The sequence below is a fragment of the Nonomuraea sp. KM90 genome, assembly GCF_052246675.1.
GTDB lineage: Bacteria > Actinomycetota > Actinomycetes > Streptosporangiales > Streptosporangiaceae > Nonomuraea.
In genome coordinates this window covers 16,245-42,568 of sequence record NZ_JBQQCB010000093.1, presented here as the reverse complement: position 1 = coordinate 42,568, position 26,324 = coordinate 16,245, and the positions used below count along the sequence as shown (strand labels likewise).

Genomic DNA, 26,324 nt, shown 5'->3' with positions numbered 1-26,324 from the left:
TCGACCGGGACCAGCTGCCCGGATGGGTGAGCGCGATCTCGGCCGCGGTGACCCGGATCCAGCTGGCCCTGGCGCGGCGGCCCTGAGGCCGGCTGCCCCAGGGTGAGCCGCATGAACAGAGCGCTCGGTGCCGGATGACGCCGGAGAGGGCCCCGTACGACGTCCTGATCGTCGGCGGCACCCTGATCGACGGCACGGGCGCCCCGCCCCGCCGCGCCGACCTCGCCGTCAAGGACGGCCGCGTCGCCGCGATCGCCTCTGACCTGGGGGTCTCCGGGGGGCCGGTCGCGGACCTCGTCATCGACGCCAGCGGGCTGGCCGTCGCGCCCGGGTTCGTCGACCTGCACTCGCACGCCGACTTCAGCGTGCTCGACGCGCCGGACGCCGAGGGATGCCTGCGGCAGGGCGTCACCACGCTCGTCACCGGCAACTGCGGCCTGTCGCCCTTCCCCGCCGAGCACGGCCCCCTGCGCGACCTCGACCGGTTCGCCGCCGCCGTGGACGCCGCCCGCCCGGCGGTCAACCTCGCGCCGCTCGTCGGCCACGGCGCCCTGCGCGCCGCCGTCATGGGTCAGGAGCGCCGCCCGGCCGAGCCGGCCGAGCTCGACCGGATGCGGGAGCTGCTGGCCGAGGCGGCCGGGCAGGGCGCGTTCGGGCTCTCCACCGGCCTGATCTACGCGCCCGGGTCGTTCGCCGGCACCGGCGAGGTGGTCGCGCTGGCCGCCGAGGCCGCCAGACACGGCCTGCTGTACGCCACCCACATGCGCGACGAGGGCGACCGGCTCGTCGAGGCCGTCGAGGAGGCGCTCGGCACGGCCCGCGCCTCAGGCGTGCGGCTGCAGATCTCCCACCTGAAGGCGATGGGGCCGGCCAACCACGGCAAGGTCGCCGAGGCGCTGGCGATGATCGACGCGGCGGTCGCCGAAGGGGCCGACGTGGCCTGCGACGTCTACCCGTACACCGCCTCGTCGACCACGCTGACCTCCCGGCTGCCGGGATGGGCGCTGGAGGGCGGGACGCCGGCGCTGCTGGAGCGGCTGGCGGACCCGGAGGCGCGGGAGCGGATGCTGGCCGAGCTGCGGCCCGCGGTCGGCCGTACGTTCCTGCCGGAGGGCGTCGTCATCGCCTCGCTCCCGCCCGGCCCGTACGCGGACCGCGCCGGCGACAGCATCGCCGACCTGGCCAGGGACGGCGGCGTCGAGCCCGCCGTGGTCGTGCTGGACGTCCTGGCCGCCCACCAGGCCCAGGTCATGATCGTCAACCACGCGATGGCCGAGCGGGACGTGGACGCCGTGCTGCGCCATCCCAGCACCGCCTTGGCCAGCGACGGCTGGGTGCTCCGGGCCCCCGGCGACGGCCACCCCCATCCGCGCAACTTCGGCACCTTCGCCCGGGCGCTGGGGCACTACGCGCGCGAGCGCGCCGTGGTCCCGCAGGCCGAGGCGATCCGGAAGATGACCTCGCTGCCCGCCTCCCGCGCCGGGCTCACCGACCGGGGGACGGTGGCGGCCGGGCAGATCGCCGACCTGGCCGTGTTCGACCCGGCGGCGGTCGCCGACCTGGCGACCTACGCCGATCCCTGGCGGTACGCGGAGGGGATGCGGCACGTCCTCGTGTCCGGCGTGCCCGCGCTCCAGGACGGCCGGCTCACGGGCGCCCGGCCGGGCCGCACCCTGCGTCGCGCCAGCTGATGTCACGTCTGATATCACATGCTCGGAGGGAGGGGGTTTGTTCCCTCGCGGCGAGTTCGGCGGACATCATTTTGCGCAATATATGCTGCATGACAGCGAATAAAGCGAAATCTTGCTCCTGCGGTCACGGCTCTTCCTGCTCGTGCGCCAGCGGCTGCAGCTGCGGCTGCAACTCCTGAGCCACGACGCCCTCATCAGCCGCTGGATCCGATGAGGCCCCGGTGCGGGCCGTGGCGGTGACGCCGCCGTCGACCAGCGGATCGGCCCCGGAGACGTAGCTCGTCGCGGGGTCGAGCACGAACGCGGCGGCGGCCGCGATGTCGCCTGCGGTGCCGGCGCGCCTGGCGTTGGAAGCCTCGATCATCGCCTTCGCGCCGGCGCCGTGCTCGCCGCTGAGCACGGACTGTCCCATGGGCGTCGCGATGACCCCGGGGCTGATCGAGTCGACCCGGGCGTCCCCGGCTCCCCAGGTGGTGCTCGCGGCCCGGACGCGTAGCACGTCGGCGTGCTTTGGGCGGGGGACGACCGGCGCGGCCATGCCGACGACCCGTCAGAGATCCCCCACGACCCCGTGGCGGCCTTCCTCGCCGGCGCTCCGCTCGGCAGCGTCCTCGGCCGGCTGCGCCGTGGCTGCCCCGGCGCCGCGCGGCGGATGCGCGCCGCGATCCGGCCCCTGCTCCCCGGTGCCGCCACCGCGGCCGGAGCGGTGCCGGCCGCCCAGTGACGGCTGCTCCGTGCGGCGGTGGTCGCGCCGGATCCAGGTGACGACGCGGGGGCCGGTCGGCCGACCGGGCCGATCCCGGCGGATCCAGGTCGTGGACGGTCGGTCCGCTTCCGGGCGGGGGCACCGGGGGCGGCGGGGCCGTGGGAGATTCATTCGGGCCTCCTCGAATCTTGACGGTTGCCAGGATCCGCCTCCCCGACGTACTTTGTCTATGGCTTAGGCTAAGTCGCCTATAAACGGGAGGAGGCGTCATGCGAAGGGAACCCGGTAAGTGCCCTCCACCCGCGCGTGCGCCTCACCGTTCATGGAGGATCTCGAACGGGCCGGGAAACCGGCCCGGCCCAGTGCCCGGATTCCGTTTCCGCCGCCTGAGAGGGATCACTCCGATGAGAAGAGCTGGTTGGGCGCTCGCCGCCGCGGGCTTACTCGCACTCACCGCATGCGCCGGCCCTGGCGCCGGGGCGAACGCCGGTGGCGCCCCCAAGGAGCTGACCGTCTGGATCATGGGCGACAGCTCCGCCCATTTCGAGCAGCTCGTCAAGCCGTTCGCCGACCGGAGCGGCATCGGCGTCGACACCGTCGCCATCCCGTGGGACTCCATCGACCAGAAGTTCACCACCGCCGTGGCGTCGGGCAACGGACCCGACGTCCTGCAGATCGGCCTGTCGAAGCTGCGCACGTTCGCCGACTCCGGGGCCCTGCTGGAGCTCGACGAGCGGATGCTGAAGGACCATCCGGGCCTCGCCACGGCGAACTTCCTCGACGGCGTCGCCGGATTCGCCACGACGGACGGCGGCCACCCCGTGAGCGTCCCGTGGGTCAGCGACACCCGCGTGCTGTTCTACCGCACCGACATCCTCGCCGACCGGGGCCTCACCGAGCCGCCCGCCACCTGGGACGAGGTCCGCGCCCACGCCAAGGTCCTCGCCGGCCGGGGCAAGGGCCGGTACGGCTTCCACATCCCGCAGTGGGACAACGCGCTGCCCGTCATCATGACCTGGACCCAGGGCGGCCGGATCGTCGACGCCGCCGGTGCGATCGACTTCGACACCCCCGAGTTCCGCAAGGCCGTCGACATCTACACCGGCCTGTACGCCGACGGGAGCGTGCCGGCCGACCCCGACTTCGACCAGGTCCAGGGCTTCGTCTCCGGCGTGACCCCCATGCTGGTCTCCGGCCCCTACCTGGGCAGTGCCATCGCCGCGGCCGCGCCGGAGCTCGACGGCAAGTGGGCGGTCGCCCCGATCCCGGGCGGCGCCGCGCGTACCTCCCTGCTGGCCGGCTCCAACCTCGCCGTGTGGCACGCCAGCGACAACCGGGACGGCGCCCTGCGCCTCCTCGACCACCTCTCCCAGCCACAGACCCAGCTGACCTGGTACGCGCTCGACGGCCAGCTCCCCGTGACCAAGGCCGCGCTCGGCGACCCGAAGCTCACCTCCGACCCGTTCACCGCGGTGTACGCCGAGCAGCTGGCCGACGCCGAACCCCTGCCGCCGGTGCCCAACTGGGACGGCGAGACCGGAAAGGCCCTCCTCGACACCCTCAACTCCATCGTCCTGACCGGCGCGAACCGCGACACCGCCCTGCGGGACCTGTACGCGGCGACCAGCGGCACGTCGGCCGGCTGACCGGCGGCGGGAACCACCATGAGACAGCCGCTCGCCCCCTACGCCTTCGTCGCCCCGGCGCTGCTCCTGCTGCTCGCCTTCGGAGTCCTGCCGATCCTGGTCGCCCTGCCGGTCAGCGTCACCGACCTCAACCTCGGCGGCCTGGCCGACTGGTCCAGGGTCGGCTTCGTCGGCCTGGACAACTACCGCCACCTGTTCGCCGACCGCGCCTTCTGGCAGGCCCTGGCCAACACCGGGATCTTCGCGCTGATCGGCGTGCCCGCCGTGATCGCCGTCTCGTTCGTGGCCGCCCTCCTGCTCCACCGGAGCGAGAACCGCTTCTTCCGGGCGCTGAGGGCGTTCTACTTCGTCCCGGCGATCACCGCGATCGTCGCCGTCTCGCTCGTGTGGGGCTACCTGCTCAACACGCAGTTCGGCCTGGTCAACCACCTGCTGTCGATCGTGGGGCTGCCGCCGGCGCGGTGGCTCGGCGACCCCGTGCTGGTGAAGCTCTCCGTCACGCTCGTCGCGGTCTGGCGCGGCACGGGGCTGAACATCATCATCTTCCTCGCCGCGCTGAAGGCCGTCCCCCGGGAGTATCTGGAGGCCGCGGAGCTCGACGGCGCCTCCGAGCTGCGCAAGGTCGTCTCGATCGTGATCCCGCTGCTGCGGTTCGCGTTCTTCTTCGTCGCCGTCACCACGGTCATCGCCTGGCTGCAGTTCTTCGACGAGCCCTTCGTGCTCACCAAGGGCGGGCCGCTCGGCGAGTCGACGAGCATCTCCCTGTTCCTCTACCAGAAGGGGTTCGCGGCCGGTCAGTTCGGCTACGCCGGCGCCGGGACCGTCGTGCTGTTCGTGATCATCGCCGGGGTGACCCTGATCCAGCTGCGCGCGCGGAGGTCCGATGCGGATCGTTAGCCCGCGCGGCCTGACCGTGACCATCGGCGTCGTCCTGAGCGCCGGGGCGCTGCTGACGGCGTTCCCGTTCCTCTGGATGATCTTCGGGTCGGTGAAGCCGCACTCCGAGGCGGTCGGCCACCCGCCCCGGATCCTGCCGGAGGAGCCCACCCTGCGGTATTTCGCGCAGCTGTTCGGGGAGCTGGACTTCGCCCGCTACCTGGTCAACACGGTCGTGGTCGTGCTGATCAGCATGGCCGGGGTGGTCCTCATGGCGATGGCCGGATACGGGTTCGCCAAGTTCCGCTTCCGGGGCCGCGGCCCGATGTTCTTCCTCGTGCTCGCCACGATGATGATCCCGGTGCAGGTGACCATGATCCCCACCTATCTCATCCTCAACGGCATGAAGCTGACCGACACCCTGGTCGGCATCGCGCTCCCGGGGCTGGTGTCGGGGTTCGGCGTCTTCCTGTTCCGGCAGTTCATGGTCACCGTCCCCACCGAGATGATCGAGGCGGCGCGCATCGACGGGGCCGGCGAGGCGCGCATCTTCTGGCGGATCGTGCTGCCGCTGTCCAGGCCGGTCATGGCCGTCCAGATCATCCTGACCTTCATCGGGGCGTGGAACAGCTTCCTCTGGCCGCTGATCATCGCCGGCGACGAGCGGCTCTACACCCTGTCGGTCGGGGTGTCGCTGCTGAACCGGCAGATCGCCACCAGCCCGTCGCTCCAGATGGCCGGCTCGACCCTCATGGTGGTGCCGGTCCTGATCGTCTTCGTCCTCTTCCAGCGTCACATCGTGCGGGGATTCACCCTGTCCGGTCTCAGGTAAGGCCCTCTAGGAACACAAGGAAGCTCCATGACCAATCGTTTCGCCGGCTTCGTCCGCGCCAGCGGCACCGAGCTCGTCGACGGCTCGGGCACCCCGCTGCTGCTGCGCGGCATCGGCCTCGGCAACTGGCTGCTCGCCGAGGGCTACATGTGGAGGTTCGGCGACGAGATGAATTCGGCCCGCCTGATCGAGCGCCGGGTGGAATCCCTCGTCGGCCCCACCCGGGCCGCCGAGTTCTGGACCAGGTTCCGCGCCGCCTTCGTCGCGGAGGAGGACATCGCCGCCATCGCCCGCATGGGCTTCGACCACGTCAGGGTCCCGCTCAACTCCCGCGAGCTGATCGACGAGGACGGCGCCTTCCTCGGCGGCTTCGCGTACGTCGACGACCTGCTGCGCTGGTGCGCGACCCACAACCTGTGGGTGCTGCTCGACCTGCACGGGGCGCCGGGCGGGCAGACGGGCACCAACATCGACGACTCCCCGAACGGCATGCCCGAGCTGTTCATGGACGAGCGCCACCGGCGCAGGACGATCCGCCTCTGGGAGGAGATCGCCCGGCGGTACGCGGACAACCCCGTCGTGCTCGGCTACGACCTGCTGAACGAGCCGCTGCCGAACGAGTGGCAGCACCTCTACCCCGACGAGCTCGTCGCCCTCTATCGCGACCTGACCGCCGCGATCCGCGCGATCGACCCCGCCCACCTGATCATGTACGAGGGCTCCCACTGGGCGACGAACTGGTCGATCTTCACGGAGGTCTTCGACCCCAACTCCGCCCTGCAGTTCCACCGCTACTGGTGCCCGCCCGACCGGGCGAGCATCCAGCCGTACCTCGACGTCCGGGACCGTCTCGGCGTGCCCGTCTACATGGGAGAGGGCGGTGAGAACACCCCGGAATGGGTCTACACCGCGCACCGGCTGTACGAGGGGCACGGGATCGGCTGGAACCTCTGGCCGTGGAAGAAGCTCGACACGCTCACCTCGCCCGTCTCCGCCCCGCTCCCCGAGGACTGGTCGCTGATCGCCGATCCGGACGCGACGGTGGAACCCGGCCCGGCCTGGAAGATCCTCGAGGGCTTCCTCGACTCCGTGGCGCTGGCCGCCTGCCAGGAGCGTACGGAGATCGTCAACGCCGCTTTCGGGCGGGCCCCGCTGCGGATCCCCGCGTGGGGGTTCGTCGACGGGTCGCCGGAGCACCGCGACCGGTTCGCCGGGTTCGGCCTCGAAGGCATCTGGCACCGTTCCTCCGGGCGGCCGTACACGGAGGCGGAGCTGATGCCCATGACCCTCGACGCCGGGGACGAGCTGCACTTCCCGCTCGAAAGCCGGCCGGCCGGCTGGCGGGCCGACTCCGACGAGCCGGACGCGTTCGAGATCTCCTGGCAGGAGGGCCGCCTGGTCGTCCGCGCGACCAGGACCGCGCGGCTGCGCGCCCTCGACGTGACCGCGGCCGGCTGAGACGGGCGAGGAAGCATGAACGTCGAATCCGGAGGCGGCCGGCGCGTCACCTCGCTCCCCGAGGTGTCCACGGTCACCACCCTGCGGCAGCGGAACAGAGCGCTGGTGCTCAAGCAGGTCATCCTCGCGCAGGAGACCACCCGCGCCGACATCGCCAGGGAGAGCGGCCTGTCCACGGCCTCGGCCGGCAACCTCGTCGCCGAGCTGATCGCCGCGGGCCTCGTCGAGGAGCGCGGATCGGTGTCCTCGCGGGGCGGCCGCCCGATCACGCTGATCGGCCCCCGCGCCGAGAGCGCGATCACGATCGGCGCCGACGTCGGCGAGCGCGGCGTCGCGGTGGAGATGTTCGACCTGGCGATGAACCGGATCGACCGCGAGTTCCGCGGCGGCGCCGAGGACGAGGACCCCGAACGGATCGGCGCCGACATCCACGAGGCCCTGGAGGCCCTGCGCGACCGCAACGCCCGCCGGTGGCCGACCCTGCTCGGCATCGGCCTCGGCCTGCCGGGCATCGTCGAGACCGCCCCTGACGGAGGCCAGATCCTGTACGCCCAGAGCCTCGGCTGGCCGCCCGTCCCGGTCCGGTCCCTGTGCGACGTCGGCAGCATCTCCGTCCTGGCCGAGAACGGCGCCAAGATGCAGGCCCGGGCCGAGCACTGGTTCGGCAACGCCCGCGGCACCGGCCACGCCCTGGTCGCGCTGCTCGGCAGGGGCGTCGGGCTCGGCGTCGTCACCGGGGGCCAGGTGGCCTACGGCGCCCACTCCAGCGCGACGGAGTGGGGGCACATGGTGATCGAGCGCGGCGGCCGGGTGTGCCGGTGCGGGAACCGGGGGTGCGTGGAGGCGTACCTCGGCTCCGACGCGATCCTGTCTGCGTGGCGGGCCAGGGGCGGCGTCTTCGAGGGCACCGGCTGGCGGGCCGTCGGCGAGCTCATCGCCGCGGCGCACCGCGGCGACCCGGACGCGAGCGAGATCGTCGAGGACGTCGTCGACTGCCTGGGGGCCGTGCTGGGCGGCATGGTCAACCTGGCCGGTCCGGAACGGATCGTCATCGGCGGCTGGGTCGGCCTGCGGCTCATGGAGTCGCTCGGTGACCGCATCACCGCCGCGATCAAGAAGTACAGCCTGTCCAGACCGGGCGGCCAGTTCCAGTTGCTGGTCGCCAAGTTCGGGGGTGACGCCGTGGCCACCGGCTCGGCGCTGTTGCCCCTCGAAGCGCTCATCGCCGCCGATCCCATGTCCGAAAGGGGACCCAGATGAACGGCTTACGCGAGGCGAGCTCGTCCCTCGGACGACCGACCATCGATCCGCGTCCCGCGCATCGTACGGTCCTCACCCCCATGCTGGATCCCCGCCGGGCCGAATGCGAAAGGCTCGACCGGCTGGTGGCAGCGGTCCGCTCGGGCGAGAGCCGGAGCCTGGTGTTGCGCGGGGAGCCGGGCGTGGGCAAGTCGGCCCTGCTCGAATACCTGGTGGATCGGGCCGAGGGCTGCCGGGTGGCGCGCGCCGCGGGCATCAGGTCCGAGATGGAGCTGCCGTACGCGGCGGTGCACCAGCTCTGCGCGCCGATGCTGGACCGGCTCGACCGGTTGCCGGAGCCGCAGCGGGACGCGCTGGCCATCGCCTTCGGCCTGTCCGCCGGGCCGCCGCCCGACCGGTTCCTGGTGGGATTGGCCGTGCTGACCCTGCTCACGGAGGTGGCGGAGGTCCAGCCGCTGGTGTGCGTGATCGAGGACGCGCAGTGGCTCGACCGGGCCTCGGCGCGGACGCTCGCGTTCGTCGCGCGGCGGCTGTCCGCCGAGTCGGTGGCGTGCGTGTTCGCGGTCCGCAGCGGCGGCGACACGTACGACCTGGCCGGCCTGCCGGAGCTGGCGATCGGCGGGCTGCGGGAGGAGGACGCGCGGGCACTGCTGCACTCGGTGCTTCCCGGCCCGCTCGATCCGCTGGTACGGGACCGGATCGTCGCCGAGGCGCACGGCAACCCGCTGGCGCTGCTGGAACTGTCGCAGGCGATGACCCCCGCCGAGCTGGCCGGCGGCTTCGGCCTGCCGGACGTGCAGGCGCTGCCCGGCTGGATCGAGGAGAGCTACCGGCGGCGCCTGGACCCGCTGCCGCCGGAGACCCGCTGGTTGTTGCTGGTCGCGGCCGCGGAGCCGCTCGGGGACCCGGTCCTGGTCTGGCGGGCGTCGGCGCGGCTCGGTGTCGGCACGGTCGCGGCGGGTGCGGCGGTGGCGGCCGACCTGTGCGAGTTCGGCGCCCGGGTGCGGTTCTGCCACCCGCTCGCGCGTTCGGCGGTGTACCGGGCCGCGGCGCCGGAGGAGCGCAGGCGGGCGCACCACGTACTGGCCGAGGCGACCGACGCCGGGACCGACCCGGACCGCCGGGCCTGGCACCGCGCGCACGCCGCCGCCGAGCCCGACGAGGAGCTCGCCGCCGACCTGGTCCGCCTGGCCCCCTGCGCGCAGGCCCGCGGCGGCCTGGCGGCGGCGGCCGCGTTCCTGCAGCGGGCGACGGAGCTGACCCCCGAGCCCGCCCGGCGCACCGAGCGCGCGCTCGCCGCGGCACGGGCCAAGCAGGACGCCGGCGCGCCGGAGGCCGCGTCCGGCCTCCTCGGCGTGGCGCTCTCCGGCCCGCTCGACGACCGGCAGCGGGCGCACGCGGCCGTGACGCACGCCGGGATCACGTTCACCGCCGACCACGGGAACGCCGCCCCGCCGCTGTTGCTGGAGGCCGCGCACCGGCTCCGGCCGCTGGACCGGGCGCTGGCCCGCGGGGCCTATCAGGAGGCGTTGACCGCGGCGATGTTCGCCGGCCGGCTGGCGTCCGGGGAAGGCGGCCTGCTCGACGTCGCCGCCGCCGTCCGCGCGGCGTCGGCCGCCTCCCCGGTGTCCGGGCGTACCGAGGACCTGCTGCTCGACGGGCTGGCACTGCTCTTCACCGCGGACGCGGGCACGGCGGCACCGGTGTTGCGCCGGGCCGTGACCGCCCTCCTCGACCCCGCCACCGCCGGCCCTTCGGGAGCCTCCGTTGCGCAGGGACCCACCGGAACCGCCGAAAGCCCCCGAGGAGACGAACTCCAGCAGCTCCGCCTCGCCTCCATCGCCGCCGTGGCGCTGTGGGACGGTGACGCCTGGAGAGAGCTGGCGGAGCGGCACGCCGGCCTGGCGCGGGACACCGGCGCGCTCGCCGAGCTGCCCCTCGCCCTCGGCTCGCGCATCACCGTGCACCTCTTCGAGGGCGAGCTGGACCAGGCGGCGTCGCTGAGCGCGGAGGTGCAGGCGATCACCTCGGCGACCGGGCTGCGGATGACCAACCGGGGCGCCCTCGCGCTCGCCGCGTGGCGCGGCCGTGCGGCGGAGGCCGAGGAGCTGATGCGGACGAGTTCGAGCGAGGCGGCCTCCCGCGGGGAGGGCGCCGGGATGACGGTCGCCGACTGGGCGAGAGCCGTGCTCTGCAACGGTCTGGGCCGGTATGACGAGGCCCGCGCGGCGGCCGGGCGCGCCTGCGCCGACCCGCAGGCCCCGGGCGCCCCGTCCCAGTGGGCGCCGGCCGAACTGGCCGAGGCCGCCGCCCGCAGCGGCGACCTCGAGCTGGCCCGCCGGGCGGTCGAGCAGCTCGCCGAGGCGACCCGCGGCAGCCGGAGCGACTGGGCTCTCGGGATCGAGGCCCGTGCGCGAGCGCTGGTCAGCGAGGAGGGTGCGGCGGAGAGCCGCTACCTGGAGGCGATCGACCGGCTCGGCCGCACCCGTCTGCGCCCCGACCTCGCCCGGGCCCACCTCCTCTACGGCGAATGGCTCCGCCGCGAACGGCGCCGGGTCGAGGCCCGTCAGCACCTCCGTACCGCGCACCGGCTGTTCACCACGATGGGCATGGCGGGCTTCGCCGAGCGGGCGGAGCGGGAGCTGCGGGCCACGGGGGAGAGCTCGCAGCGGCGCGGCGTCCCGTCCGGTGGCGACCTCACCCCTCGCGAGGGCCAGATCGCCCGGCTCGCCACCGAGGGCCTGACCAACTCGGAGATCGGCAGCCAGCTGTTCGTCAGCCCGCGTACCGTCGAATACCACCTCAGCAAGATCTTCGCCAAGCTCGACATCACGTCGCGCAGCCAGCTCGACCGCGTCCTGACCGACGACCACGTCCATGGCCGCCGCGCGGGCTGACCGCCCGGCGGCACGCCGCGGGTGCTTCACGCGCCACGGGCGCGCCGCGTACCGCGGGTGCTCCGCGGCCTCCCCGGGACGCGCGGCGGCCCTGCCTGCCGCCCGCGCGCCCCGGAGAATCCGCGGACAGAGCCGGACGCGCGCCATGCCGGCCGGGCTTTCCCACGGCGTGCTGGTCGAGGTGGATGCGAACCGGTAGCTTGCTGCGTTGGCGGACGTGAATGCCGACAGTGGGGATGCGATGCGATTAATCACGGGGATCGTGCTGCTGCTCGCGGCGGTCGGCGGGTGTACGGTCGCGCCGATCGAGCCGCTGGACCCCGGCGACTACCTCACGTCGAGGCCGCCGGTCGACCTCCGGTCCGTCGACCCGCCCACCCGCTTCGACGACGCCGCCGCCGGGCCGCTGGAGGTCTCCACGGACGCGCACGAGGTGCTGCTGCACGGCACCACAGCGATCGTCCCCATCCACGGCAGCAAACCGACCGCGTCCTCCGGAGAGGAGATCCGCCTGGTCGACACCCGCACCAGCAAGGTGCGGGAGGTGATCAAGCCGACCCACCCGCAGCCGAGGTCCGTCACGGTGATCGCGCTGCCGACGCTCACGTCCGTCGAAGGCCGGCCGACCGTGCTCGCGGCGTTCCTCGGCGAGGCGCCGGGACAGGGCACCACCCCGGGCCGCCCGCTGGTCGAGGTCGTGTCGATCGACCCGGAGAACGGGAAGACCGACTGGCGCGCCGAGATCCCCGTCAAGGGGTGGACGGGGACGGGCTCTCCGAGCGACGTCGAGGTCTCGTTCGCGGGCGTGGCCGACGGGGTGGGGATCGTCCGGATCGTGGACCCGTCACTGTCGGCCGGGCGCGGTGACACGTACGCGCTGGACCTGGGCAGCCGTAAGGTGCGGTGGAGCAGGCGCGGGTTCGAGGCCCGGGCCGTGGCGGCCGGGGTGGTGACGGGCCGGCAGCCCGGAACCGGGCGGACGCCGAAGATCCAGGTCCGCGGGATCGACGCCCGGACCGGCCGGCCGCGATGGGTGTCGCCCCGCGACGCCTTCTCGGTCGAGGTGTTCCCGGCCGGCCCGTCCAAGGCCGTCGTCCGGGGACGCACCGACCCGGACGGGAAGCCGTACGTCGACGTGGTGGAGATCGCGACGGGACGGGTGGTGGCCGTCACCAAGGCGAGGCCCGGCAAGCCGGTCTCCCATCCGTCGAGCTGCCGGTACGACGAGCAGGCCATCACCGTCTGCTCGGGCGGTGACTGGGTCGGCGCGCTCGACGCGCGGACCGGCTCGTGGCTGTGGTCGATCACGAAGAGCGGCGGGCGCCTGGTTCCCCACGTGACCGGAGCCTGGCACGGGGCCGTCTACGGAAGGACCGACAACGGGCCCGTCGTCCTCGACGGCAGGACCGGAAGGGACCGGGAGACCCGACCGGGAGTCGCACCGTCAGTGGTGAACAGCTCCATGGCGATCGGCCCATGGCCCGGCGGGGGTCTCGGGTCGAGCAGCTACCCGGTGATCGGCTGAGACGGCGATCGTCATCGCCCTGCCGACCATCGACAACCGCGGATGCCGGTGAGGGCGTCGAGTGCGGTGCGCCGGCGTACCCCCGCTCGATGGCCATCCGGATCGTGCGCTTCCGGAGAGCGGGGGTACGCGGCGAACCGCGACCGCGGCTGAGGCGCCGGCTGCCGGCTCGCGAACCGGTCGGTCACGCGGGGGTTCTGAGGTGACGGGCGCGTAAGCTGCGGCGTTCGTCGGGGGTGGTGCCGCCCCAGACGCCGTCGGGTTCGCCGGTGCGCAGGGCCCAGTCGAGGCAGGCCGCCCGTACGGGGCAGGCGTGGCAGATGCGGCGCGCCTGGTCGAGGGTCTCGGTTGCCAGGCCGTCCCAGGTGAAGGGGAAGAACAGGCCGGGGTCGGCGTCCTTGCAGGCGGCGCGGGTCGCCCAGTACAGATGCGGTCGTGGCTCGTGGAGCTGGTCAAGGTGGATGGTCATGATCACCGCCTGGTGGATGATGGGGAGCGGGTGCGCGGTCGGGGTGACGGGCCGTGGGGGATCGTTGGTGGTTGATCTCCCGGCGACGACACTTCGACGGTCGCGTGTGCGGGTCCCCCTTCGCATCCGGGAACCCCCAGCCACTCACCGGGGTGGCCGCCTGGCCACGGGGTTTCGGCCCGCCGGCGGGAACGCCGGACGGACACCAGGGGTCGGCGCCGGGCGCCGGCGGATGTCCGATACGGGTGAGGGCGCCGCCCGTCCCGAAGGGGACGCGGTCATGCCGGAACGCGTCGGCTCCCGCCGGGCCGCCGAACCGGCGAACGCGTGGCGGTGCGGGAGGGCCGCGGCGGCTAGGGTTGCTCGTTCAGCACCAGGTCGAGGAGGCCCGGGAAGCGGGCATCGAGGTCGTCGCGGCGCAGGGTGATGAACAGTTTGCGGCCCTCTGGGCGCTGCGAGATCACGCCCGCCTCCCGCAGGACCCGCCAGTGCGTGGTGAGGGTGGATTTGGGCACGCCGGGCACGATCGAGCCGCAGAACTGCTCCTCGCCCGACCCCAGGGCCCGGACGATCTCCGCGCGGACGGGATGGCCGAGGGCCGCGAGCACGTCGAGCAGGTTGAGCTGGTCGCGTGACGGGTGGAGCATGCCTTGATTGTACGCATGTCCCGAACAATGAGTTTGACGCGGCGACCTCGTATGTACGAATATCTCGTACAGTACGACTTTCTCGAACAATGTGAGCGGTGCGGGTCCGGAGGAGTGGTGATGTTCGACGTCGCGATCGTGGGTGGCGGGCCGGTGGGCATGTTGCTGGCCGCCGAGCTCGGGCTGCAGGGCGTCCGGCCGCTCGTGCTCGAACGGCTGGCGATGCCGTCGGGGGAGTCCAAGGCGGGGACGCTGCACGCGCGCACCGCGCAGAGCCTCGACCGGCGGGGGCTGCTCGACCTGGTCGGGAGGTCGAGCAGGGGCAGCGTGAGCTTCCACTTCTCCGGCATGTTCGGGCTCGACCTGGGCGCGGTCGTGGAGGAGGGCGCGAGCATCGTGGGCAGCCCTCAGGCGTGGGCCGAGCAGGTGTTCGCCCGCCAGGCGGCCGCACTCGGCGCGGAGATCAGGCGGGGGCAGGAGGTGACCGGGCTGGTCCAGGACGACGAGCGGGTGGTGCTGACCGTCAACGGGCGGGAGCTGGCCGCGCGCTACGTGGTGGGCGCGGACGGCGCGCGCAGCCTGGTGCGCCGTGCCGCCGGCATCCCGTTCACCGGCACGCAGGCGCGGGTGGCCGCGCTCATGGGCGACGTACGGCTCCTCGACCCGTACGGCGTGCCCCCCGGCTACACCCGCACCCCGCGCGGCTGGATCATCGTCTGGCTCGACCCGGCCGGCCACAGCCGCCTCACCACGTACGACTTCCGCGCCCCGCACCCCGACCGGCAGGCCCCGGTCACGCTCGCCGAGCTGAAGGAGGCTGCCGAGCGCATCCTCGGCAGGCCGGTCCCGATGGCCGAGCCCCGCAACCTGTCCCGGTACGGCGACGCCGCGCTGCAGGCCGAGACGTACCGCGCGGGCCGGGTGCTGCTGGCCGGCGACGCCGCGCACGTGCACTTCCCCTGGGGCGGGCAGGGGCTGAACACCGGGCTGGAGGACGCGTTCAACCTGGGCTGGAAGCTTGCCGCCCAGGTGCACGGCCACGCGCCCGACGGATTGCTCGACACCTACCACGCCGAACGGCACCCGGTGGGCGCCCGCGTGCTCTGGAACGTGCGGGCGCAGACCGCGCTGGCCGACCCGGACCCGTCGGTCGATCCGCTCCGCGAGCTGTTCGCCGAGCTGATGCGCTTCGACGACGTGAACGAGTACCTGAGCGGGATGATCAGCGGCGTGCACACCGCCTACGACGTGGGCGTGCCCGGGGCCGGGCGGATGGCCGTGGACATGGTGCTGAAGATCCCGGAGGGGGCGGGGCCGCCGGTCCGGCTGGTGGAGCTGTTGCGGGCCGGGCGGCCGCTGCTGCTCGATCTGGCCGGCCGTGACGACCTGGTGGCCGTGGCCGAGGGGTGGGCGGATCGGGTGGACGTGGTGCGGGCCGCCGCGGACCATCCCGCCGAGGCGTTGCTGATCCGGCCCGACGGGTACGTGGCTTGGACGTCCGAGGCCGCCGGGCACCCGCTGCGCGACGCGCTCGTCCGCTGGTTCGGCCCGAGCGCCCGAAATGACAGCGCTCAAAATGACAGCGCTCCAAATGACAGCGCCCGAAATGACAGCGCTCAAACGCGATAGCGCTCAAACGTGACGGCGGGCCATCATCGCGGCCTCGCCGGTTCCCGCCATTTCCGAGGACACCTGATCAGCGCCGAAGTTCTTTTCTCCGTCACAAACCATGAATCCTGCACGTCTTCGGCCCGCTGAATTCATGACAACGCATGTGGGGCACACTTTTGTGCCCTGCACATCCTTGACATCGTGGAGACGGTCAGCTCGAAGAAAAGCATGTTGAGGGGACGCCGTCTCTATGGAGATCAAGGTTCTGGGCCCGCTGGTCGCACGTGAGAACGGAATGTCGATCACTCCCATCCCCCGCAAGCCCCGGCAGGTGTTCTCCCTGCTGGCGTTGCAGGCAGGCAACATGGTGACGGTGCCGGCCTTCATCGAGGAGCTGTGGGGGATGCATCCACCCGCCAGCGCCCTGTCGACGCTCCAGACGTACATCCTGCAGGTACGCCGCGGGATCGCCGCCGCGCTGGGCGCGAACTGCACCGACTCGGCCAAGGACGTCCTGAGCACCTCCTACGGGGGCTACCTGCTGGACATCGACCCGGCCGACGTCGACGTCAACCGCTACGAGCACCTGGTGGCCGCGGGAAAGCGGGCCTTCGAGGCCGGCCAGTGGGAATCGGCCTCCGCGCTGTTCAACCAGGCGCTGGACATGTGGCGCGGCGAGGCGCTCGTCGACGTGCACGCCGGCCTGCGGATCGGGGTCGAGGTGGCCCGCCTGGAGGAGAGCAAGCTGGGCGTGCTGGAGGCGCGCATCGAGAGCGACCTGCGGCTGGGCCGGCACGTCGGCCTGCTGGCGGAGCTGTCGGCGCTGACCGCGCGCTACCCGATGCACGAGAACTTCTGGGCCCAGTTCATGATCGCGCTGCATCGGGCGGGCCGGAAGAGTCAAGCGCTGGAGAACTTCGTCAAGCTCCGCACGACGCTCGTGAACGAGCTCGGCGTCGAGCCGTCGGCTCGCCTCCAGCACCTGCAGCAGGCGCTTTTACGGTCCGACCCGAAGCTGGACGCCGGCCGGGTCTACGTATGAGGAGGGGGTCGTGCCGACCTATGTGTGGAATTACCTGACGGAATACCAGCGGGAGCGCGCCGACATTCTGGACGCGGTCGAGACGGTCTTCGAATCCGGCCAGCTGGTGCTGGGCAACAGCGTCGCCTCGTTCGAAGCGGAGTTCGCCGGATATCACGGCGTCCCGCACTGCGTGGGCGTCGACAACGGCACCAACGCGATCGTGCTCGGCCTCCAGGCGCTCGGCGTCGGCCCGGGCGACGAGGTGATCACCGTGTCGAACACGGCGGCGCCCACGGTGGTGGCGATCGACGCGGTCGGCGCGACGCCGGTCTTCGTCGACGTCAGGGCCGAGGACTACCTGATGGACACCACGCGGATCGGGGCCGCGATCACGCCGCGTACCCGCTGTCTGCTCCCGGTGCACCTGTACGGCCAGTGCGTCGAGATGGCGCCGCTGCTGGAGCTGGCCGGGGAGCACGGGCTGCGGGTGCTGGAGGACTGCGCGCAGGCCCACGGCGCCCGCCATCACGGACGGCTGGCCGGCACGATGGGCGACGCCGCGGCCTTCTCCTTCTACCCGACCAAGGTGCTCGGCGCGTACGGCGACGGCGGCGCCACGATCAGCTCCGACCCGCGCGTCGAGGCGAACCTGCGCCGGCTGCGCTACTACGGCATGGAGGAGCGCTACTACGTGGTCGACACGCCGGGGCACAACAGCCGGCTCGACGAGGTGCAGGCGGAGATCCTGCGCAGGAAGCTGCGCCGCCTCGACGCGTACATCGAGGGCCGCCGCGCCGTCGCCCGCCGCTACCAGGAGGGGCTGGGCGACATTTCCGACCTGGTGCTGCCCTCGCTCGCGGCCGGCAACGACCACGTCTACTACGTGTACGTCGCCAGGCACCCCGAGCGCGACCGGATCATCGAGGCGCTCAAGGCCTACGACATCCACCTCAACGTCAGCTACCGGTGGCCGGTGCACACGATGACCGGCTTCGCCCACCTCGGCTACGAGAAGGGGGCGCTGCCGGTGACCGAGCGGCTGGCCGACGAGATCTTCTCGCTGCCGATGTACCCGTCGCTGCCGGCGGAGACGCAGGACAAGGTGATATCCGCGGTGCGTTCCGTACTGGACGTCTGATTGACGGGAGCGGGGGCGGCGCTCAGGCCGTCCCCGCTCCCGTGGAGGCGGACGTGGAGGCGGACGTGGTGGCGGAGGTGGAGGCGGACCACATGGCGTGCACGGACTCGCGCAGGCCGATGCGCGGCTCCCACGACAGCGCGCGCCGGGCCAGGCCGATGTCGAGCTGGGTCCAGTCGCCGCCCTTGCTGCGGACCTCCCGGTCCAGCTGCTTGATCCGGTCGTGGGGGAAGCGGGAGGCCTCGATGAGCCACCCGACCAGCGAGCTGATCGGCACCGCCTCGCCCCGGCCGATGTTGATCACCCGGCTGTCCAGGGGCGCCGTGGCCGCCCGGACGATCGCGGCGGCCACGTCGCGTACGTCGATGAAGTCCCGCCGGGCGTCTGCGACGCTCAGCTCCAGCACCTCGCCGGCCGCCAGAGTGCGCTTGATGCGCAGCGTCAGGGCCGCCAGGAAGCTCTCCTGCGGCGGGTAGGGCCCCGACATGTTGGCCGCCCGCAGCACCACCGCGTCGATCCCGCGCTCGTCGGCGGCCGCCAGCACGGCCTGCGACGTCGCCAGCTTGGCCTGCGCGTACGGCGTGACGGGGCGGGGCACGACGTCCTCGCGCAGCAGCGTGCCGTGCGGGACGGGGCCGTACTCGTGCACCGAGCCGACGTGCACCAGCCGCGGCCGGTGCGCCACCAGGGCGAGTCCCTCCAGCAGCCGGTCGACCAGCCGGAGGTGCGAGTACGTCATCTCCTCGGGCGTGTCGCCCCACCCGCCCGCCGTGTTGACCACGGCATCGGCCCTGGGCGTGCCGAACAGCTCGGCCAGGCGCCGGGGGTCGGCCGCGGTGATGTCGAGAGCGGTGAACGGGGTGCCCGCCAGGTGCGGCGCGGCGGACCTGGCCACGGCCAGCACGTCCCAGCCGTGGGCGGCGAAGGCCGCGCACACCTGCCTGCCGACGCTGCCGGTGCCGCCCAGCACCACGACGCGCGGGGAGGTCATACCCACAGCGCCCGCTCCACCGCTCGGGAGGTCTCGTAGCCGGGCAGCAGCCCGGCCACGCGCGCCTCCTCCAGCGTCGGCGCCACCCGGTCGCGGTCCGACAGGAGCGGCTCGCCCCACTCGGTCGGGATCGGCAGCCCCAGCGCCGGATCCAGCGCCGACAGCGCCAGCTCGTTGGCCGGGGTGTACTCCTCGGAGAGCATGTACGCCATCACGGTGTCGTCGTCCAGGGCGATGAAGGCGTGCCCCACGCCGACGGGGAGGTAGGCGCACTGGAACTCGTGCGGGTCCAGCAGCACGGCCTCCCACCTGCCGTACGTCGGCGAGCCCTCGCGGACGTCGACGACGATGTCGAGCGAGCGCCCCTTCGGGCAGTAGACGTATTTGGCGGTCCCCGGCGGGGTGACCGTGTAGTGGATGCCGCGCACCACACCCAGGCGCGACCTGCTGTGATTCGTCTGCCGTACCGGGAACAGGGGGTGCCCGACGGCCGCCTCGAACGCGGTGTGCTGGAACGGCGAGACGAACAGGCCGCGCTCGTCGGGGAAGATGTCGGGCACGAACTCGTAGGCGCCTTCGACGGCCAGCTCGCGGGCCTTCATCGCAGGGCCTGCCCGCTGAGGTAGTCGACGCCGCCGGCGTAGTTGTAGGGGTGCATGAACCCGCCGGCCCGGACGTCCCTGTACAGCCTCGACAGGGGATGGGAGCCGGTGTAGGCGGCCCCGCCCACCACGCTCAGGCAGTCGTCCACGACGTCCACCGCGTGCCGGTTGACCAGCAGTTTCGCGTACTGGAACGGCGTCATCATGGCCCGCCCGCGCTCGGCCGGGTCGCCGCTGTGGTCCTCGGACAGCCGGTCGGCGTTGTCCAGCGCGGCGGCGACCGCGCAGCGCAGCGCGTAGAGCCTGATGTCGATCTCCGCGATCTTCGTCAGCACGGCGGGCGCCGCCCGGCCCCGCTTGCGCACGTGCGCGACGGTCAGTTCCCGCGCGGCTTCGGCCAGCGCGGTGTAGATCCCGAGCATCGTGATCGAGCTGACCGTCTGGCCGGCCAGCGCCGCGTCGTCGGGCTCGCCGAGCGCCCCGCGCGGCAGCACGTGACTCTCGGGTACGGGGACGGCGTCGAAGGTGATGTCGACGCTGCCGGACGAGCGCATGCCCATCCCGTCCCAGTTGTCCTCCACGGTCAGGCCGGCGCTGTCACGGGGCACCACGGGGGCCGCCAGGCGTACCGGATCGCCGTTCTCGCGCACCTGCGCGGAGATCACGAAGTGGGTGGCGATCGGTGCCATGCTGACCAGCGTCTTGCGCCCGGTCAGCGTGTAGCCGTCGCCGTCGGCCCTGGTCAGCGTGGTCGGCTGCCCGACGTCCTTGACCGCGCCGCACACCACCGCCTCGCCCGCGGCCATCTGCCGCAGCAGGTCGTCGGCCAGCGCGCGGGACCGCGGCGGGCCGTGCCGCCACTCGTAGGTCAGCGTCAGGCCCCGGCTGAACTGCATGTGCAGGGCCAGCGCCACCCCGGCGTCGGCCTTGGCCACCTCGCCGAGCGCGACGGCGACGTCGTGCATGGAAGTGACGCCGAGCCCGCCGTGCCCGGCCGGCACGGTGGCGCCGAGCACGCCGTCCTTGCCCAGCTGGGCGAACAGGTGCGCGGGCAACCGCGCCGCGCGGTCGTGCGCCTCCGCCTCGCGCTCCAGCACCGGCAGGTGCGGTCGCAGCAAGGAGAGGAGCCGGCGTCCCTCGGGGGTCACGGGCGCTCGCAGATCAGGTGCCATGGTCGCTCCGTAGGCTCGTCGGGTAGGTCGGGTGAACCGTCGGGATCAGCCTGGGCGATGGCGCTGGAGAAGCGCTTTCGGGTGTTTGGTCCACCCGCGCTCCAACCACACTCCAGCGGCAACCGCTGTGCTCGAAGGCGACGGATCGAGTGAGCGGATCGAGTGAGCGGATCGAGTGAGCGGATCGAGTGGCGGGAGGCAGCCGGTGCGGTTGGTCGACATCAGCAGCTCTGTGGACGCGTCAGCGTGGGAGCCCGACCCGATCGGGCACGAGATCCTCACCCCGGCCCAGGGGGCCGCGCACATGGCCGAGGAGATGCGGGAGCACTTCGGGGTGGTGTTCGATCCGGCCGAGCTGCCCGACGGGGAGTTCCTGTCGCTGGATCGCCTCTCCCTCACCTCGCACACCGGCACCCATGTGGACGCGCCGTCGCACTACGGCTCGCGCGCCCGTTACGGCGACGGCCGGCCGCGGGACATCCACGAGCTGCCCCTGGAGTGGTTCTACGGCCCGGGGCTGCTGCTCGACCTGACCGGCTGCGAGGGGTCCGTCGCGGGCGCGGCCGACGTGGAGAAGGCCGTCGAGCGGGCCGGCCGCCGGCCCCGGCCGGGCGACATCGTGCTGCTCAACACCGGCGCGTCGGCCTGGGCGGGGACGCAGCGGTACTTCACCGACTTCACCGGGCTCGACGGCCCCGCGGTCCACCTCCTGCTCGACCTGGGCGTACGGGTGATCGGGACGGACGCCTTCAGCCTGGACGCGCCGTTCGGCGACGTCATCGCCCGCTACCGGGCCGGCGGCGACCCCTCGGTGTTGTGGCCGGCGCACGTGGCCGGGCGCAGCAGGGAGTACTGCCAGATCGAACGGCTGGCCAACCTGGACGCGCTGGGGGAGCCGTACGGCTTCCAGGTGGCGTGTTTCCCCATCAAGATCACAGGCGCCGGAGCGGGCTGGGCCCGAGCGGTCGCCATCTTCGCGGAGTAGAGCAGGAGCCCGATGTGAGCAAATGTCGTGTCTGTGAAGGTGAAGTCAGGAAGTTCTTCGACTTCGGAAAGCAGCCGCTGTCCGACACCTTCCTCACCGAGCAGGAATCCGGCGAGGCCTACCACTTCCGGCTGGCCGTGGGGCTGTGCACCCGGTGCACCATGGTGCAGCTGCTCGAAGAGGTGCCCAGGGACCGGATGTTCCACCACGACTACCCGTACCACTCCTCCGGATCGCGGCGCATGCGCGAGCACTTCGCCCAGACCGCCCGCGACCTGCTCGCCACCGAGCTGACCGGCGAGGACCCGTTCTGCGTGGAGATCGGGTCCAACGACGGGGTCATGCTCGGCGTGATCAAGGACGCGGGGGTGCGCCACCTGGGCGTGGAGCCCTCGGGCGGGGTCGCCGAGCTGGCCAGGAAGGACGGCGTACGCGTACGCACGGACTTCTTCGAGGAGACGACGGCCCGGCTGATCGCCGGCGAGGACGGCCCGGCGGACGTCATCTACGCGGCCAACACCATCTGCCACATCCCCTACCTGGACTCGATCTTCCGCGGCGTGGACGCGCTGCTGCGCCCCGGCGGGGTGTTCGTCTTCGAGGACCCCTACCTGGGCGACATCGTGGAACGCAACACCTTCGACCAGATCTACGACGAGCACTTCTTCCTGTTCACCGCCCGGTCGGTGCGCGGCGTGGCCCACCGGTTCGGCTTCGAGCTGGTCGACGTGCACCGGCTGCCCGTGCACGGCGGCGAGGTGCGCTACACCATCGCCCGCAGGGGCGAGCGCGCGCCGAGCCCGGCCGTCCCGGCGCTGATCGCGGAAGAGACCAGCCGGGGGCTGGCCGAACTCGGCACGCTGGAGAAGCTCGGCGACGGCATCGACCGCATCTGCGCGGACCTCGTCGCACTGCTGCGCGACCTGCGCGGGCGGGGGCTCAGCGTCGCGGGATACGGCGCCACCGCCAAGAGCGCGACCGTCACGAACTACGCGGGCATCGGCCCCGACCTGCTGCCGTGCGTCTACGACACGACCCCGGCGAAGATCGGGCGGCTGATGCCCGGCTCGCGCATCCCGATCAGGTCGGCGGAGGAGTTCGGCCGGCCGTACCCGGACTACGCGGTGCTGTTCGCGTGGAACCACACCGAGGAGATCCTGGCCAAGGAGGAGGAGTTCGCCGCCCAGGGCGGCAGGTGGATCGTCTACGTGCCCGAGGTCCGCGTCCTCTAGGGGGTCCCACGAGACATCGCCGGGCGGATCCCGCCCGGCGATGTCTTCCTGCTGTGCCGCGTCAGGGCAGCCGGACCGACAGGGCGTGGCGGAAGGTGTCGCCCGGGTCCCAGCGGGCCTTCACCCGCTGCAGCGCGGCGTAGTTGTCGCGGAAGTACAGCCGGTGCCAGGGGACCCCGCTCCGGTTCAGCTCCGGGTCGGCGAGGTCGGCGTCGGCGTAGTTGACGAACGCGCCGCCGTACCCGCGATCGGGGTCGGGCACGCCGCCCGCCTCGGCGAACAGGCCGTGGTAGGTCTCGCGGATCCAGCTCAGGTGCAGGTCGTCCTCGCGGGGGTCCCACCAGAACACCGACCCGTACGCCTTCAGCACGGCGTCCCGGTGCGCCATCGCCGTGTCCGCGGGCCCGGCGGCGTTGATCGCCCCGCCGTGGGAGAGCAGGTAGAAGGCGGCCGCCGGGTTCTGGTACCCCGACTCGTCGGTGAGCCGGCGGTACAGGCCGGCGATCGTCTCCTCCGTCCACGACGAGCGCAGGAACGCCGCCTTGGACTTGAAGCGGCCCTTCACCCCGGCGTACTCGTCGGGGACGAGCGCGGCGGCCAGGAACGGGCTGGTCGAGACCTCCGTCTCGGGCTCCGCGCGCACGGCGCGGCGGACCTCGGCGAGGAAGGCGTCGGCCAGCCCGGCGTGGCCGTCCTCGACCGCGCTCTCCAGGGTGATCGGCCCGCCGCCGGCGCGGGGCAGGGTCAGGCTGTTGTCGAGCCGGGCGCCGGGGCTGCCGGGCGCGCTGTTGTGCTCGTGCCAGGCCGAGAACGCGCGCACGAGCCCGACGAAGCCGTCCTCGTCCAGGTCGGCCCACTGCCAGCGGACGGTCTGCTTGGTCACGGCGGCCGGCGGCGCGGGCAGCGACAGCTCGCCGCCCGGCGAGCGGAACAGGAAGCGGGTGACCACGCCGAAGGCGCCGGCGCCGCCCCCGGTGCAGGCCCACCACAGGTCGCGGTGGGGGTCGTCCGGCTCGCGGGTCGCCAGCACGGCGCGGGCCCGCCCCGACTCGTCCACCACGACGACCTCCACCCCGTAGAGGTGGTCGACCGACAGGCCGTGCGCGCGCGAGAGCGCGCCGCCCCCGCCGCCCGGCACGTGCCCGCCGACGCCGATCTCGGGGCAGCGGCCCGCCGGGACGGTCACGCCCCAGCGGAGGAACAGCGTCCGGTACATGGCGCCCAGGGTCGCGCCCGGCTCGACCGAGAACGCCTTCAGCTCCGGGTCGAAACCGACCGCCTTCATCTCCGACAGGTCCAGCACCGTCCGCGTCCCGGGATGGTCGACCAGCGCCTCGAAACAGTGCCCGCCGCTGCGCACGGCCGGCCGCTCGCCCGCCCTGACCGCGTCCTCCACGGCCCGGACCACGTGCTCGGTCTCGCCGGCCAGGACGATCTTCGCGGGGTCGGCCGGGAACCGGGCGTTGATGCCGCGGCCGGCCAGGTCCGGGTAGCGGGGATCGGCCTTGTCGACGGTCACGGGGTACATGTCGCTCCTCACAGGTCGGAATGCCAGCCGGGGTGGTCGGCGTACCAGCGGACGGTCTCGGCCAGCCCGGTCTCGAAGCCGACCGTCGGGCGGTAACCGAGCGCGCGCAGCTTGGCGTCGTCCAGGGAGTAGCGCCGGTCGTGTCCCTTGCGGTCCTCGACGTGCTCCACCAGCTCCCAGCCGGCGCCGCAGGCGGCCAGCAGGCGTTCGGTCAGCTCCAGGTTGGTCAGCTCCGCCGTGCCGGCGACGTGGTAGACCTCGCCCGGCCGGCCGGCCTCGGCCACCAGCCGGATCGCCGCGCAGTGGTCGCTGACGTGGATCCAGTCCCGCACGTTGCCGCCGTCGCCGTACAGCGGGACCTTGCGGCCCCGCAGCAGGCGGGAGACGAACAGCGGGATCATCTTCTCCGGGTACTGGTACGGCCCGTAGTTGTTGCCGCAGCGGGTGATCGAGACGTCCAGGCCGTGGGTGATCGCGTACGCGCGGGCGAGCAGGTCGCCGCCCGCCTTCGAGGCCGCGTACGGCGACCGGGGCCGCAGCGGCGCGTCCTCGGTCCACGAGCCCTCGTCGATCGAGCCGTAGACCTCGTCGGTGGAGACCTGCACGACCTTCGGCACCCCGGCCTCCAGGCAGGCGTCGAGCAGGGTCTGGGTGCCCAGCACGTTGGTCCGCACGAACACGGCGGCGCCCTCGATCGAGCGGTCCACGTGCGACTCGGCGGCGAAGTTGACCACCAGGTCGTGGCCGGGCACCACCTCTTTCAGCAGCCCGGCGTCGCAGATGTCGCCCTGCGCGAACGTGTACCGCACGCCGTCCAGGTTGGCGAGGTCGCCGGCATAGGTCAGCTTGTCGAGCACGGTGATCTCGGCGTCGGGGAGGGCCCGGGTGAAGTGCGAGCCGATGAACCCGGCGCCGCCCGTGACCAGCACCTTCCTCATGAGCTCAGCTGGACCTTGCTGTGGTCGCCCAGCACGAGCCGGTGGGCTCGGGGGGTGTCGGGCGCGGGGGTGACCTGGACCTCGTGGCCGATCAGCGACGCCTCGACCCTGGACACGCCCGTGATGGAGGCGCGGGGCAGCATGATCGAGTATTCGATCTCGCTGCCCACGATCGCGCAGTCCGGCGAGATCGAGGTGAACGGCCCCACGTAGCTGCCCGACACCAGGGAGCCGGTGCCGATGATCGCCGGGCCGACGACGCGGGAGCGTTCGACGACCGCGCCCGGCTCGACCACGACCCGGCCGATCAGCTCGCTCTCGCCGTCCACCCGCCCGTCCACCCGGCTCTCCAGCGACTCCAGCACCAGCCGGTTGACCTCCAGCATGTCGGTGACGTTGCCGGTGTCCTTCCAGTAGCCGGAGATGGTGAGCGACTCGACCCGCCGGCCCTCCTCGATCAGCCACTGGATGGCGTCGCTGATCTCCAGCTCGCCGCGGGCCGACGGCTTCAGCTCGGCCACCGCCTCGTGCACCTCCGGGGTGAACAGGAAGACGCCGACGAGCGCCAGGTCGCTCTTGGGCTCGCGCGGCTTCTCCTCCAGGTTGACCACCCGGCCCCGGCCGTCCAGTTCGGCGACGCCGAACTGGCGCGGGTCGTTGACCCTGGTGAGCATGATCTGGGCCGAGGGCCGGTCCCGGACGAACCGGGCCACGATGTCGTCGATGCCGCCGACGATGAAGTTGTCGCCGAGGTACATGACGAAGTCGTCGTCACCGAGATAATCGCGGGCTATCAGTACGGCGTGGGCGAGCCCGAGCGGCTTGCGCTGCCGTAAATAGGTCACCTCGAGGCCGAATTGCGAACCGTCGCCGACGGCGGCCTCGATTTCGGCATGCGTGTCACCCACGACCATGCCGAGTTCTCGAATGCCGACGTCGGCGAGCGCCTCCAGGCCGTAGAACAGCACGGGTTTGTTGGCCACTGGCACGAGTTGTTTGGCGGAGGTGTGCGTGATGGGGCGCAATCTGGTGCCCGAACCTCCGGCAAGCATGAGTCCCTTCACCCAATAATTATAGAAATCGCCGTTGACCAGGC

At 72.5% G+C, this 26,324-nt stretch carries 23 protein-coding genes; 14 read left to right on the top strand and 9 right to left on the bottom strand.

What is annotated here, in order from left to right:
- Nucleotides 1-134 precede the first annotated feature (134 nt).
- Nucleotides 135-1,691 carry an N-acyl-D-amino-acid deacylase family protein gene (locus tag ACTWPW_RS47390; RefSeq protein WP_443172631.1) on the top strand — a complete coding sequence of 519 codons (1,557 nt, stop codon included), beginning with the start codon at nt 135-137 and terminating at the stop codon, nt 1,689-1,691.
- 124 nt (nt 1,692-1,815) lie between these two features.
- Here ACTWPW_RS47390 and ACTWPW_RS47385 read toward each other — a convergent pair whose 3' ends face one another.
- On the bottom strand, nt 1,816-2,190 hold the full coding sequence (locus tag ACTWPW_RS47385) for an SDR family oxidoreductase (protein ID WP_443172630.1): 375 nt from the start codon (nt 2,188-2,190) through the stop codon (nt 1,816-1,818).
- 6 nt (nt 2,191-2,196) lie between these two features.
- Between ACTWPW_RS47385 and ACTWPW_RS47380 the strand changes: the two genes are divergently transcribed.
- The 8 genes from ACTWPW_RS47380 to ACTWPW_RS47345 all read left to right on the top strand — a co-directional run bounded on the left by ACTWPW_RS47380 (nt 2,197) and on the right by ACTWPW_RS47345 (nt 12,891).
- Nucleotides 2,197-2,415: a hypothetical protein gene (locus ACTWPW_RS47380; RefSeq protein WP_443172629.1), complete on the top strand. Its 219-nt coding sequence runs from the start codon at nt 2,197-2,199 to the stop codon at nt 2,413-2,415.
- A 386-nt stretch (nt 2,416-2,801) separates the two neighbouring features.
- Nucleotides 2,802-4,043, top strand: a complete 1,242-nt coding sequence (locus ACTWPW_RS47375) for an extracellular solute-binding protein (protein WP_443172628.1) — start codon at nt 2,802-2,804, stop codon at nt 4,041-4,043.
- An 18-nt stretch (nt 4,044-4,061) separates the two neighbouring features.
- Nucleotides 4,062-4,940, top strand: a complete 879-nt coding sequence (locus tag ACTWPW_RS47370) for a carbohydrate ABC transporter permease (RefSeq protein ID WP_443172627.1) — start codon at nt 4,062-4,064, stop codon at nt 4,938-4,940.
- Complete coding sequence (locus tag ACTWPW_RS47365) at nt 4,927-5,751, top strand: carbohydrate ABC transporter permease (protein ID WP_443172626.1); 825 nt, start codon at nt 4,927-4,929, stop codon at nt 5,749-5,751. The genes ACTWPW_RS47370 and ACTWPW_RS47365 overlap by 14 nt, the downstream gene beginning before the upstream one ends.
- A gap of 27 nt (nt 5,752-5,778) precedes the next feature.
- Complete coding sequence (locus tag ACTWPW_RS47360) at nt 5,779-7,209, top strand: glycoside hydrolase family 5 protein (protein ID WP_443172625.1); 1,431 nt, start codon at nt 5,779-5,781, stop codon at nt 7,207-7,209.
- A 15-nt stretch (nt 7,210-7,224) separates the two neighbouring features.
- On the top strand, nt 7,225-8,469 hold the full coding sequence (locus ACTWPW_RS47355) for an ROK family transcriptional regulator (RefSeq protein WP_375113828.1): 1,245 nt from the start codon (nt 7,225-7,227) through the stop codon (nt 8,467-8,469).
- Nucleotides 8,466-11,366 (top strand): helix-turn-helix transcriptional regulator, encoded by a 2,901-nt coding sequence (locus ACTWPW_RS47350; RefSeq protein WP_443172624.1) that lies wholly within the window; start codon nt 8,466-8,468, stop codon nt 11,364-11,366. The genes ACTWPW_RS47355 and ACTWPW_RS47350 overlap by 4 nt, the downstream gene beginning before the upstream one ends.
- 241 nt (nt 11,367-11,607) lie before the next feature.
- Nucleotides 11,608-12,891, top strand: coding sequence for a hypothetical protein (locus tag ACTWPW_RS47345; protein ID WP_443172623.1), 1,284 nt, complete (start codon nt 11,608-11,610; stop codon nt 12,889-12,891).
- Nucleotides 12,892-13,075: 184 nt separating this feature from the next.
- Here the strand turns inward: ACTWPW_RS47345 and ACTWPW_RS47340 are convergent, their stop codons facing one another.
- Together ACTWPW_RS47340 and ACTWPW_RS47335 are read right to left on the bottom strand one after the other, a co-directional pair.
- Entirely contained in the window at nt 13,076-13,360 is a 285-nt protein-coding gene (locus ACTWPW_RS47340) for a WhiB family transcriptional regulator (RefSeq protein WP_443172622.1), read from the bottom strand.
- 353 nt (nt 13,361-13,713) lie between these two features.
- On the bottom strand, nt 13,714-14,007 hold the full coding sequence (locus ACTWPW_RS47335) for an ArsR/SmtB family transcription factor (protein WP_375113824.1): 294 nt from the start codon (nt 14,005-14,007) through the stop codon (nt 13,714-13,716).
- Nucleotides 14,008-14,127: 120 nt separating this feature from the next.
- Between ACTWPW_RS47335 and ACTWPW_RS47330 the strand changes: the two genes are divergently transcribed.
- The 3 genes from ACTWPW_RS47330 (at nt 14,128) to ACTWPW_RS47320 (ending at nt 17,780) form a co-directional block, all read left to right on the top strand.
- The gene (locus ACTWPW_RS47330) at nt 14,128-15,636 is read left to right on the top strand and encodes an FAD-dependent monooxygenase (protein ID WP_443172621.1); all 1,509 of its coding nucleotides are present in this window, start codon (nt 14,128-14,130) and stop codon (nt 15,634-15,636) included.
- A 232-nt stretch (nt 15,637-15,868) separates the two neighbouring features.
- Nucleotides 15,869-16,660, top strand: coding sequence for an AfsR/SARP family transcriptional regulator (locus ACTWPW_RS47325; RefSeq protein ID WP_375113822.1), 792 nt, complete (start codon nt 15,869-15,871; stop codon nt 16,658-16,660).
- Between the two features lie 10 nt (nt 16,661-16,670).
- The gene (locus ACTWPW_RS47320) at nt 16,671-17,780 is read left to right on the top strand and encodes a DegT/DnrJ/EryC1/StrS family aminotransferase (protein ID WP_375113821.1); all 1,110 of its coding nucleotides are present in this window, start codon (nt 16,671-16,673) and stop codon (nt 17,778-17,780) included.
- 22 nt (nt 17,781-17,802) lie between these two features.
- On the opposite strand, the gene ACTWPW_RS47315 is transcribed toward ACTWPW_RS47320, so the two are convergent.
- The 3 genes from ACTWPW_RS47315 to ACTWPW_RS47305 are packed head-to-tail and all read right to left on the bottom strand — an operon-like array spanning nt 17,803 to nt 20,545.
- Nucleotides 17,803-18,771, bottom strand: a complete 969-nt coding sequence (locus tag ACTWPW_RS47315) for an NAD-dependent epimerase/dehydratase family protein (protein ID WP_443172620.1) — start codon at nt 18,769-18,771, stop codon at nt 17,803-17,805.
- Complete coding sequence (locus ACTWPW_RS47310) at nt 18,768-19,373, bottom strand: dTDP-4-dehydrorhamnose 3,5-epimerase family protein (RefSeq protein ID WP_375113819.1); 606 nt, start codon at nt 19,371-19,373, stop codon at nt 18,768-18,770. The genes ACTWPW_RS47315 and ACTWPW_RS47310 overlap by 4 nt, the downstream gene beginning before the upstream one ends.
- Complete coding sequence (locus ACTWPW_RS47305) at nt 19,370-20,545, bottom strand: acyl-CoA dehydrogenase family protein (protein ID WP_443172619.1); 1,176 nt, start codon at nt 20,543-20,545, stop codon at nt 19,370-19,372. The genes ACTWPW_RS47310 and ACTWPW_RS47305 overlap by 4 nt, the downstream gene beginning before the upstream one ends.
- 205 nt (nt 20,546-20,750) lie before the next feature.
- Between ACTWPW_RS47305 and ACTWPW_RS47300 the strand changes: the two genes are divergently transcribed.
- Nucleotides 20,751-21,530, top strand: a complete 780-nt coding sequence (locus ACTWPW_RS47300; RefSeq protein WP_443172618.1) for a cyclase family protein — start codon at nt 20,751-20,753, stop codon at nt 21,528-21,530.
- A gap of 14 nt (nt 21,531-21,544) precedes the next feature.
- Nucleotides 21,545-22,762 carry a methyltransferase domain-containing protein gene (locus ACTWPW_RS47295; protein WP_443172617.1) on the top strand — a complete coding sequence of 406 codons (1,218 nt, stop codon included), beginning with the start codon at nt 21,545-21,547 and terminating at the stop codon, nt 22,760-22,762.
- A 61-nt stretch (nt 22,763-22,823) separates the two neighbouring features.
- Here ACTWPW_RS47295 and ACTWPW_RS47290 read toward each other — a convergent pair whose 3' ends face one another.
- Genes ACTWPW_RS47290 through ACTWPW_RS47280 form a run of 3 tightly spaced genes read right to left on the bottom strand, consistent with a single transcriptional unit; the run spans nt 22,824 to nt 26,292 of the window.
- Nucleotides 22,824-24,290: an FAD-binding oxidoreductase gene (locus tag ACTWPW_RS47290; protein WP_443172616.1), complete on the bottom strand. Its 1,467-nt coding sequence runs from the start codon at nt 24,288-24,290 to the stop codon at nt 22,824-22,826.
- An 8-nt stretch (nt 24,291-24,298) separates the two neighbouring features.
- A complete protein-coding gene (rfbB, locus tag ACTWPW_RS47285) occupies nt 24,299-25,228 on the bottom strand; it encodes a dTDP-glucose 4,6-dehydratase (protein ID WP_443172615.1) in 930 nt (309 codons plus the stop codon).
- Entirely contained in the window at nt 25,225-26,292 is a 1,068-nt protein-coding gene (locus tag ACTWPW_RS47280; RefSeq protein WP_375113813.1) for a glucose-1-phosphate thymidylyltransferase, read from the bottom strand. Before ACTWPW_RS47280 ends, rfbB begins: the two co-directional genes overlap by 4 nt.
- Between the last annotated feature and the right edge of the window lie 32 nt (nt 26,293-26,324).